This is a genomic window from Photorhabdus namnaonensis (assembly GCF_001684335.1).
Lineage (GTDB): Bacteria > Pseudomonadota > Gammaproteobacteria > Enterobacterales > Enterobacteriaceae > Photorhabdus > Photorhabdus namnaonensis.
On record NZ_LOIC01000088.1, the window covers coordinates 372918 to 382157 of the forward strand.

The window sequence follows — 9240 nt, forward strand, 5'->3', positions numbered from 1 at the left end:
TTAATTAGGATAACCATCAAATCAAGGAGCATAAATAAAATGGCATCCACCTTTGACCCGACCATATATGCCGGTACACCTACAGTCAATATCTTGGATAATCGAGGATTGACCGTGCGGGAAATTGCTTTCCACCGTGCCAAAAATGGCGGTGATACCGATATACTTATTACCCGCCACCAATATGATTTACACGGAAATCTGACCCAAAGCATCGACCCTCGTTTATATGATTTGATGCAAACAAATAGTACCATACAACCCAATTTCGACTGGCAGTATGACCTGACAGGCGCTGTACTGAGTACAGTCAGCGCCGATGCCGGGTGCACGGTGACACTGAGAGATATTGAAGCTCGTCCGGTTTTGAACATAAATGCAACAAATACAGTGCAAACCTGGCAATATGAAGAGAGATCATTGCCTGGCCGCCTGTTATCAATCAGTGAACAATCCGCTGATGAAAAAATCCCTCGTGTTGTCGAACGCTTTATTTGGGCCGGTCATTCCCCGGCGGAGAAAAACCTTAATCTGGCCGGCCAATATACTCGTCACTATGACACAGCCGGACTAAATCAACATAACAGCTTATCTCTGACCGGTGCGAAACTGTCCTGGTCACTACAACTGCTCAGGGACGATCAAACATCGGACTGGAACGGTGATAACAGGCCAGTCTGGCAGAACAAATTGGAAAATGAAATCTACACCACAAAAAACATAACCGATGCTACTAGCGCTCCTCTGATACACATCGATGCCAAAGGTAATATGCAGCGTTTGCAGTACAATGTCGCCGGACAACTGAAAAGTTGTTGGTTAACGCGCCAACGGCAAGAGGAGCAAGTGATCGTCAGATCCCTCATCTATGCGGCAACAGGCCAGAAACTGCGTGAAGAGCACGGTAACGGCATCATCACCAAATACTCTTATGAACCAGAAACTCAGCGATTAATCAGTGTCTCCTCTCAACACACCAAAAGATATTTCTTTAATGAAAAATTATTGCAATCTTTACGCTATGTGTATGATCCAGTGGGTAATGTGGTGAGTATTTGTAATAGTGCGGAAGAAACCCGTTTCTGGCGTAACCAGAAAGTGCCCGCCAGAAATACCTACACTTATGACTCTTTGTATCAACTTATCGAATCCACCGGCCGAGAGATGGTTAATATTGGTCAGCAGAATAGTCAGATGCCTAACCCCATCGTTCCCCTCCCCTCTGATGATAATACCTATACCAAATACATTCGGACTTACCATTACGACCGAGGTAATAATCTGACGAAAATCCAACATAGCGCCCCGGCAACTCATAATATTTATACGACAGAAATCACTGTATCTCACCGCAGCAATCGGGCCGTACTGAGTAAGCACGGAGTGACGCCAGAAGATGTCGATATGCAATTTGATGTAGGCGGGCATCAGATGTCGATACGGGCGGGACAAAAGCTGTTCTGGAATCAGAGAGGCGAACTACAACAGGTCACAATGATCAACCGAGGCAATAACGCGGCAGATAAGGAATGGTACCGCTACAACGCAGACGCAATGCGGGTACTGAAAGTGAGCGAACAGCAGATGAGTAATAGTACGCAGCAGCAACGGGTCGTTTATCTGCCCGGATTAGAACTGCGGCAAACGAAATCAGGCTCAGAGATTACCAGCAGCCTACACGTTATTACCATTGGTCACGCCGGGCACGAACAAATTCGGGCACTACACTGGGAAGCAATGACATCCAATAGTATAGACAACGATCAAATACGCTACAGCTATGACAACCTGATTGGCAGCGGCATGTTGGAACTGGACGCCAAAGGCAAAATTATCAGCCGGGAAGAGTATTATCCATATGGGGGCACAGCAATATGGGCAGCTAGAAGCCAGGTTGAGGCCGATTACAAAACCGTCAGGTATTCAGGTAAAGAGCGAGATAAAACCGGGTTGTATTACTATCAATACCGTTACTATCAGCCTTGGATGGGAAGATGGCTAAGTGCCGATCCTGCCGGAACAATCGATGGCTTGAACTTGTACCGCATGGTCAAGAATAACCCGATCCGTTATCAGGATGAATCGGGCGCCAATGCGCACGATAAAGCTCAAGTTACTTTTAAAGAAGGTAAAAAAAGAGCGATTAATCAACTCAAAATAGCCAGTAACTTTTTGAAAGAGAGCAAAAATAATGAAAGCGCTCTTGAAATTTTTAAGATATTTTTCGGTGGCCATCAAGAAGCTGATCAACTACCACAATGGAAGAAACGTATTGACAGCGTTATTCATGGACTGGATAAATTAAAAACCACAAAAAATATTAATTATCAAAAGGATAAATCAGGTTCATCCAGCACCGTTGCCGATTTGAATGTTGATGAGTATAAAAAACGGTCAAAAGGCGATAAGAGTATCTATCTCAATGTATACACTGATACCCTGAACAGGGTCTATGAAGATCCGCTATTAGGCCGTGAACATATCGCACATATTGCTATTCATGAACTCTCTCATGGCGTATTGCAGACACAAGATCATAAATATATTGGCGTTCTCTCCTCCCCTGGCTCACACGATTTAACTGATTTACTCAATATCCTTATGCCGCCGGCAAATGAGCAGGACCGAACGGAGAAACAACGTCGGGCCGCAGGCGCCAGAAAAGCGCTGGAAAATGCCGATTCATTTACTCTATCAGCACGGTATTTGTACTATACCGCACAAGATCCGGATTTCTTATTGTCCCTTCGCAAAGAATACAAAGATTTCAATAGCAAAAAAATTGATCGACTGATTATCAAGCCCCCTGAATGGACCAAAAGGTAGCAGAAAGAATAAACATCCATTAATCAAACATAAAAATAGTCTTTTATAAAAAAATCTCGGGCAAATATTGTCAGGGATTTTTTTAATTTCAATGATCAAAAAATAACATTACAGCCCAAAATTAGTTTGATTTATGACCGACATCAGATGAATGATTCTAGATCGATATATTGGTTTTTACGTGTAAAATAATATTATAGTGGTGCTTGGTTTCAGTGAAAAAGATAAATGCTCTCTTTATATGTCCCAATCCATCATTGATCAGACTGGCAAGACATTATTAACAAGGAGAAAATTAAAACCTACCATGTAGAAATAGTCTTAAATTTAAAATGTCAAATAAAAACAATTAATTATACAATAAATTTTCACAGAAAAACAAAACATATACACACTCATGTACAAACAGAAAAGGTACTCAATGTGAGGTGTAGCGATTAATTTTATACTATTAAGTGGGAGAAAAGAGAGAAATTACTGAACAGTGGGGAAATAAGCTGCTATCGCTGTGAGCAATAAGGGCCAAGCGGCCCTATCATTATGCTGCTCTCACTATGTAATTAAAGGCGATGTTGCGGGGACGGGTTTCGTTTGCTGTACGAACAACTCTTGACGCGTTAAAATCCCAATCCCCGGATACCCCATAATCTTGGCCTGTGTGTCCTGAATAAGTAATGTGTTTAAATGTTGCTGTAAAAGCCCCTGATGCTCGCGGACTCTCTACCCCCTTACTCATCCCAATAGAGCCCGTAATGTTTTGCAATGAATCACTTTGCCACGTTCCGCATACCCGCCCTGGATCGACCCCTCTACTATCATCCCAACCCCGGATAAACTCGCCTCTTAAATCAGGTAATTTACCGTTAGGGTAGACTTCGGCTAACTTCGGAAATTTCGACTTATCAAAGACCGCTCCATTACATTGAAACCACCCAGTCGGCGGTATAGCAGTCGGCCAAGGAATAGGAGTACCTACGGGTATGTCATTAGCTTTACTACTATTAATATCTTCACGCAATGAATTTACTATTTCCTGAGCAAGCTTTTGTGTAACCGCCAATGTATCACTATTACCAATCACATTTGTAAGCTGGACAACACCCTTTTGTGTTAATGAAGCATCAGGAATTTTTGTTATGATTTTTCGTTCTAAAGCTCTATTTAATTGTGCGATGAGTTTAGCTATATCCCCATCATCAAGAACATCCTCGCCAGATTGTGTCGAGATGAAATCAGCCACAACAGATGATATAATTGATGATTGACGCAATGCCTTATTTAGCAAATGAGTGGGAACATCATTTGGTGGAAACCCAGTCAGTAAATCCTTGCTTTCTTCATATAATCTCTGGCTGACTACATTTGCGCCATCTCTAATAGAAAAAGCTTTAAAATCATTCTTGTGACTCATATATCCCCCAGGAATTAAATAATGTTATTTCATAGACGACTTATCACAATTCAGTGTATTTCAATAAAATAATAATAAAACACCCTTATAACTCATAAGACTGATTATTTTTATATAATTCAAGGAATAAAAAAACATAATATTTCTCAACCAAAGACACGCTAAATCTATTTATATTTAGCATCCAAAATCATTCCACCATTTTATTGTTCACTGAAATATTTTTATATTTCATATCTCAGAATGATATTTTAATGCTGTAATTACAGTATCAACAAAATCACAGTATGAATGGCCTGTTTACTCAGGCCATTTTCATCACTTCGGTGCCGACGGCCACACAACTTTCGGCGCTTGATTCACATCTACACAAGTAAGCAGTTCTGCTTGCTTCTACAAACCACTTCATCATCAGCTAACCCATAACGTTTACTACCGAACGTGGAATTCAATATGTCACTGAGATTTGTCACTTCATCAATCGATGACTGCACCATGTTTGCCCAGAAATTGACTGTCTGTTTGATGGTTTTAACGACTTGTGTGACAGTACGGATCTCTCCTTTTACCATTGAAATGAATTTGTCGGCTGTCGAAAACGCTTTCACCTGAGACTACAGCAAACGGTATTCCCCGGAATGAGGCCAGGTGTAAATGTTCCGATCATTTCCACTCTTGATCTTTACTCAGAAAGGAGGAAATAGCATTTTTAATCAATGGCATATCACCACCTTGTGGTTATTTTAGATACAGAAAAACCGCAGTTAAGCGGCTTAATCATGTATAGATTTAGTGATTAGTAGATATAAAACGTAGAATTGGGTTATTCTGATGAATTTTCAGCGCATATTTGTTCTGCGCTGATTATGCCTTTACATAATGAGTGAAACTCTTTAGTGCTGATACCTGCTTGTTTTGCTATTGATTTTATCAGGTCTCTGGAAAAAGGAGCATGATGTTTATCAACCGTTACCAGCCATTTGCCGCCCTCAGTTTTCTTTATCCATTGTTCGTGAGACGTTCCTTTTTTAGGTTTCATCTCAAAACCAAGCGCGGTAAGTCCTTTAATGATTTCCGCATATTTCAGCGGCGTTAGTTTCTTAAAAAACACAATGCTGCCCTACATCAAGCTGGTTCGCACTGTTCATTAAAAACTTTAGCCATGCCGCTGTCTTTTCTATTCATGAAAATCCGAAAGGCAATTCGCCAATATTTAAACCACATAGACAGTGGCGCTTTTCGGCTTAACATTTGTTTGGCGTACTGAGGCTCTGCTCTCACCTCATCAAGGTAATCTTCAATCTGAGCTTCAAGCTTATTTATTGCTTCTTCTATATTGTCGCCCTGCGCTGCTAAAGACAGATCTAAGCAGGCGGCTACATATATCCCATCCTGACGATAAGCCATGCAACGTAATCTCATTTTTCCTCTCCTCTGTAAGTTCACGTACCTACTTTCCACTTATCACTTTTACGTTTGCAAGAAAAGATTCTTGAACTTCTTTATTATTTGGGTTTAGCGATAAGTTTCCATTCTCATCAACACTTATCTTTCCATCACCTATTGCGGTTCCGTGATGAGTAGAAGATTTTATAATCCGCATTAAAATTTTATCAGGAGGCGCAAGAAGGTAGCGCATCGCTCTTGCTAATCTGGTCATAGCCTCCTCCTAACATTATGAAATTAAAGTGAATTAATGATTCGCAGTTATCAAACTGATGCCACCTTAGCATGATATAAATTTATATCATACCAAGGTGATAATAGTTAGATTGAACCTCTAGTTCAACAAATTTAACAACTAAAATTGTATTCCTATTGTTCTGTGATGTATCAAAATGTTTCAATTTGTCATCCTTGGCTTAGGGGTTGTAACCTTTTAAGCTGCCTGCGTGGTGATATCCAATCGTAATCATGATCCCGACCAAACTCAGCTATCTAGGTTGCTTATGCGGCAGTAAATGGGACTCCCATAGTGGGACTAGCCATATCAGTAAAGATGGAATTCGCAAATTTTTTTAAACTCATTTGACTGTTCCTCTGTCAAATGAGTCGTTATGTCAGCAACCATTGATGCCACCTTACGTTCCACCCATTTCCACGACGAACCACTACCACCACCCAACTGGGAAGAAATGGCATCTTTGATAAAAGCCATGTGGACCTCTGTTTTTGGACGTAAAAAAGCCGCAATTAAGAGGCGTAATAATATTAACCATTGCTCATTAATTGTGTTTCATTCAAAGTAATGAATAATTTATTAACGGAGTGAAACCGATGAAATATTTAAAAAGTTTTGCAGCATTAGTATTATCAATACCTATGATGGCGTTTTCTGCATCTCCTATTATTTGTGAAAATGAATCCCCAGGTAACACCATTACATCTATCTGGCCTTCAATTTATTTATCAGACCCGAATACGCTTTGTTTTGATGTCAAAGGGTGGCCAGAATTTTCCGGTACAAATTGCGTTAAAAACGGTAAAAAAGCGAAATGGACTGGCCTTGTCATTGTTTGGGAAGATGAGGAATCACAAGGTCGGGATTCAACCCATTTCCGTGTAGTTAATCCCGTAGTCACAGATGAACAAATACAATATCGCATAGAGTGGTCTCGTGGGGACGAATGGCGCACTATGCAGAATGTAGCCATCAACCGACTTACTGGTGACGCCGTGAGCTATTTTGTCAATGAGCATGGTGGAGAAAGCTACAAGTGCAGGGTTGCGAAAAAAGCAATTTAATCAAACGGATCGTTTAGAGAAGCTGATAGAGTCCCCAAAATAACAGATAGAATAACCCTGCTACGATGGCGGGGCTTTAAGTTGCCTCTGTATTCACTTTGTTTTTTGATGCCACTGTAGTTACCCCTGAATAAACAGATTAAATAAACTTACCAAGTCAGAGGGATTATCTCAATAGTCACAATTTGCTTTGCATTGCAACTATGTAGATATATCCTAATAGTTTTTTAAGTCAGAGGTATTTGTCATGAAAAAGACTCTCTTGTTAGCATTATTTTTACTTTCATTGTCATCAACAGCGGCAACTAAAGTTTTTGTTTGCGGTAATGACTTCATACAAATCGTTGACAACAACGGGCTAATTGAAGAAGTTAGAGTCAACGATAAACCTACGGATATATTCACTATGAGCCACAAGGTGACTGATGCAGGTGATGTCGACTCTTTCTTTATATATGGATACAAAGGAAATCGAGAAGTAACGCGCTTATTTAATTCCGGTAAGACAAAACAAACAATAAAACAAAACTTTTTATTTTCTCCCAATGGATCACCAGAAAACCCCGGAAAGCCAGTGGGGAAATCTGTATTATGTAGATAACCATAAGATACCCAAGGCGAGGAAAACCGCTTTGTTGACAACGATGCCATTGTGACGAACTTTCACGATGATACAGTCAAAATAAACAATCGGATACAAGCTGTCTAAGGGGCGATTCCGCCATTCGGCGACCTGTTCTTTAACCGCATCGGTCACGGTAGATATCAGTGTGGGAGACACATCACATCGGCGTCGTACATTTCTTTAAACATGGCCGCGATTTCACGGGTCGTCATCCCTTTGGCATAGAGGGATAAAATCTGGCTGTCCATCTGCGTGACGTACGTCTGATGCTTTAGTGTTGCAGCCGGGGATGCCATTGCCGATGTTAAAGAATTGTTGAGTCATGCAGCAGCAGATACCAATAATTTTTATCTCATCAAATTTGTATTTAAAAGCGAAAGCAAGAAAAAGAATACCGCTTCCAAAACATCGGAATTATGGTGCATGGTTATGACGGAGATGAGTCACATTGGACCTATAAAGAACAGGTTCACACAAAGTGGGCTAATCGAGCGAACTCAGGGGCTACAGCCAAGTTTCTTAGAAAAACCGACGTAAACCCTTGCCCAGCGCGGACAGGGATATCAGGCGAAAAGCCCAGAGGGCTTTAGGGCTGGCGACTCCGACGTCTCCTGACTGGATTGATATCTGCCGGTAAAACAGGCTAAAATCAATGCACTTTCTCAATGAGCGCTGAATATGCTAAGAGCGACCAAAGTCCGCATCTACCCCACACCCGAACAGGCCGGGTATCTTAACGGCCAGTTCGGGGCGGTCCGTTTTGCGTACAACAAGGTGCTGCACATCAAAAAGCATACTTACAAACATCACGGCGTGAGTTTAAATCCGCGCAAAGACCTCAAACCGTTACTGGCGGTCGCGAAGCAATCCCGCAAGTATGCCTGGCTCAGGGCATATGACGCCATTGCATTACAGCAGGCGGTGATCAATCTGCATACCGCATTTGATAATTTCTTCAATCCGAAATTGTGCGCCCAATTTCCCGCGTTCAAACGCAAACAGGGCAAGCAATCGAGCTATCACTGTGTTGGAGTGAAAGTGTTGGAGGGCGCGGTGAAGATCCCAAAATTGTCACCGATAGAGGCCCGCATACACAGAAAAATTGAAGGGAAAGTGAAGAGCATTACGCTCTCTCGCACCGCCACGGGAAAATATTTCGCCGCTATCCTGTGTGACGACGGCAAAGAGGCGCCGGAAAAGCCGGGCGTTATCACCCACGTGACCGGGTGTGATATGGGGCTATCCCACTATCTTATCCAGTCGACCGGGGAGAAGGTCAATAACCCGCGTCACCTTATCAACGCTGCCCGTAACCTGCGTCGTAAGCAGAAATCGCTGTCCCGCAAACAACAGGGCAGCGCTAACCGGGGCAAGGCCCGCTTACTTCTGGCGGCCGTCCATGAACGGGTAGCCAATGCTCGCGCCGATTTTCAACACAAACTCTCCCGAACAATGGTTGACGAAAACCAAGCGGTCATTGTTGAGACGCTGAAATCGGCCAACATGATGAAGAATCACCACCTTGCCCGCGCTATCGGGGATGCAGGCTGGCATGGCTTCATCAAGAAACTGGAATACAAAGCCGCAGCGGCGGGCGTCCATCTGGTCAAACTGGATCAGTGGTTCGCCAGTT

Annotated in this window: 11 protein-coding genes and 1 pseudogene; 5 read left to right on the forward strand and 7 right to left on the reverse strand. The window is 42.2% G+C overall.

The window, feature by feature from the left end; all coding sequences use genetic code 11:
* Window positions 1–39: 39 nt before the first annotated feature.
* Both Phpb_RS20610 and Phpb_RS27425 read left to right on the forward strand, forming a co-directional pair.
* The gene (locus tag Phpb_RS20610) at window positions 40–2826 is read left to right on the forward strand and encodes an RHS repeat protein (RefSeq protein ID WP_065391988.1); all 2787 of its coding nucleotides are present in this window, start codon (window positions 40–42) and stop codon (window positions 2824–2826) included.
* 199 nt (window positions 2827–3025) lie between these two features.
* Window positions 3026–3139, forward strand: coding sequence for a hypothetical protein (locus Phpb_RS27425; protein ID WP_338046877.1), 114 nt, complete (start codon window positions 3026–3028; stop codon window positions 3137–3139).
* A 225-nt stretch (window positions 3140–3364) separates the two neighbouring features.
* On the opposite strand, the gene Phpb_RS20615 is transcribed toward Phpb_RS27425, so the two are convergent.
* The 6 genes from Phpb_RS20615 to Phpb_RS26160 all read right to left on the reverse strand — a co-directional run bounded on the left by Phpb_RS20615 (window position 3365) and on the right by Phpb_RS26160 (window position 6395).
* The gene (locus tag Phpb_RS20615) at window positions 3365–4237 is read right to left on the reverse strand and encodes a tail fiber protein (RefSeq protein ID WP_065391989.1); all 873 of its coding nucleotides are present in this window, start codon (window positions 4235–4237) and stop codon (window positions 3365–3367) included.
* A gap of 365 nt (window positions 4238–4602) precedes the next feature.
* Window positions 4603–4845, reverse strand: a complete 243-nt coding sequence (locus Phpb_RS20620; protein ID WP_131817532.1) for a hypothetical protein — start codon at window positions 4843–4845, stop codon at window positions 4603–4605.
* Between the two features lie 215 nt (window positions 4846–5060).
* Window positions 5061–5348 (reverse strand): type II toxin-antitoxin system HicA family toxin, encoded by a 288-nt coding sequence (locus tag Phpb_RS20625; RefSeq protein WP_065391991.1) that lies wholly within the window; start codon window positions 5346–5348, stop codon window positions 5061–5063.
* A 14-nt stretch (window positions 5349–5362) separates the two neighbouring features.
* Window positions 5363–5659, reverse strand: a complete 297-nt coding sequence (locus Phpb_RS20630) for a type II toxin-antitoxin system HicB family antitoxin (RefSeq protein WP_065391992.1) — start codon at window positions 5657–5659, stop codon at window positions 5363–5365.
* Between the two features lie 28 nt (window positions 5660–5687).
* Window positions 5688–5897, reverse strand: a complete 210-nt coding sequence (locus Phpb_RS20635) for a hypothetical protein (protein WP_065391993.1) — start codon at window positions 5895–5897, stop codon at window positions 5688–5690.
* 330 nt (window positions 5898–6227) lie between these two features.
* Window positions 6228–6395 carry a hypothetical protein gene (locus tag Phpb_RS26160; RefSeq protein WP_165603324.1) on the reverse strand — a complete coding sequence of 56 codons (168 nt, stop codon included), beginning with the start codon at window positions 6393–6395 and terminating at the stop codon, window positions 6228–6230.
* 119 nt (window positions 6396–6514) lie between these two features.
* Between Phpb_RS26160 and Phpb_RS20640 the strand changes: the two genes are divergently transcribed.
* Window positions 6515–6982 (forward strand): hypothetical protein, encoded by a 468-nt coding sequence (locus tag Phpb_RS20640; protein ID WP_065391994.1) that lies wholly within the window; start codon window positions 6515–6517, stop codon window positions 6980–6982.
* Window positions 6983–7229: 247 nt separating this feature from the next.
* Window positions 7230–7583 (forward strand): hypothetical protein, encoded by a 354-nt coding sequence (locus Phpb_RS20645; protein ID WP_065391995.1) that lies wholly within the window; start codon window positions 7230–7232, stop codon window positions 7581–7583.
* A 6-nt stretch (window positions 7584–7589) separates the two neighbouring features.
* Here the strand turns inward: Phpb_RS20645 and Phpb_RS24180 are convergent.
* Window positions 7590–7894: pseudogene (locus Phpb_RS24180) on the reverse strand (transposase); the annotation flags it as partial.
* Window positions 7895–8285: 391 nt separating this feature from the next.
* On the opposite strand from Phpb_RS24180, the gene Phpb_RS20650 reads away from it, so the two are divergent.
* On the forward strand, window positions 8286–9240 hold a 955-nt coding region (locus Phpb_RS20650), incomplete at its 3' end, for an RNA-guided endonuclease InsQ/TnpB family protein (RefSeq protein ID WP_240492634.1).

What these genes read in the sequence shown, in the direction of transcription:
- Phpb_RS20640 (WP_065391994.1), top strand. Translation starts at nt 6,515, where the DNA reads ATGAAATATTTAAAAAGTTTTGCAGCATTAGTATTATCAATACCTATG.
- Phpb_RS20635 (WP_065391993.1), bottom strand. Translation starts at nt 5,897, where the DNA reads ATGACCAGATTAGCAAGAGCGATGCGCTACCTTCTTGCGCCTCCTGAT.
- Phpb_RS20610 (WP_065391988.1), top strand. Translation starts at nt 40, where the DNA reads ATGGCATCCACCTTTGACCCGACCATATATGCCGGTACACCTACAGTC.
- Phpb_RS20615 (WP_065391989.1), bottom strand. Translation starts at nt 4,237, where the DNA reads ATGAGTCACAAGAATGATTTTAAAGCTTTTTCTATTAGAGATGGCGCA.
- Phpb_RS20630 (WP_065391992.1), bottom strand. Translation starts at nt 5,659, where the DNA reads ATGAGATTACGTTGCATGGCTTATCGTCAGGATGGGATATATGTAGCC.
- Phpb_RS20645 (WP_065391995.1), top strand. Translation starts at nt 7,230, where the DNA reads ATGAAAAAGACTCTCTTGTTAGCATTATTTTTACTTTCATTGTCATCA.
- Phpb_RS26160 (WP_165603324.1), bottom strand. Translation starts at nt 6,395, where the DNA reads ATGGCTTTTATCAAAGATGCCATTTCTTCCCAGTTGGGTGGTGGTAGT.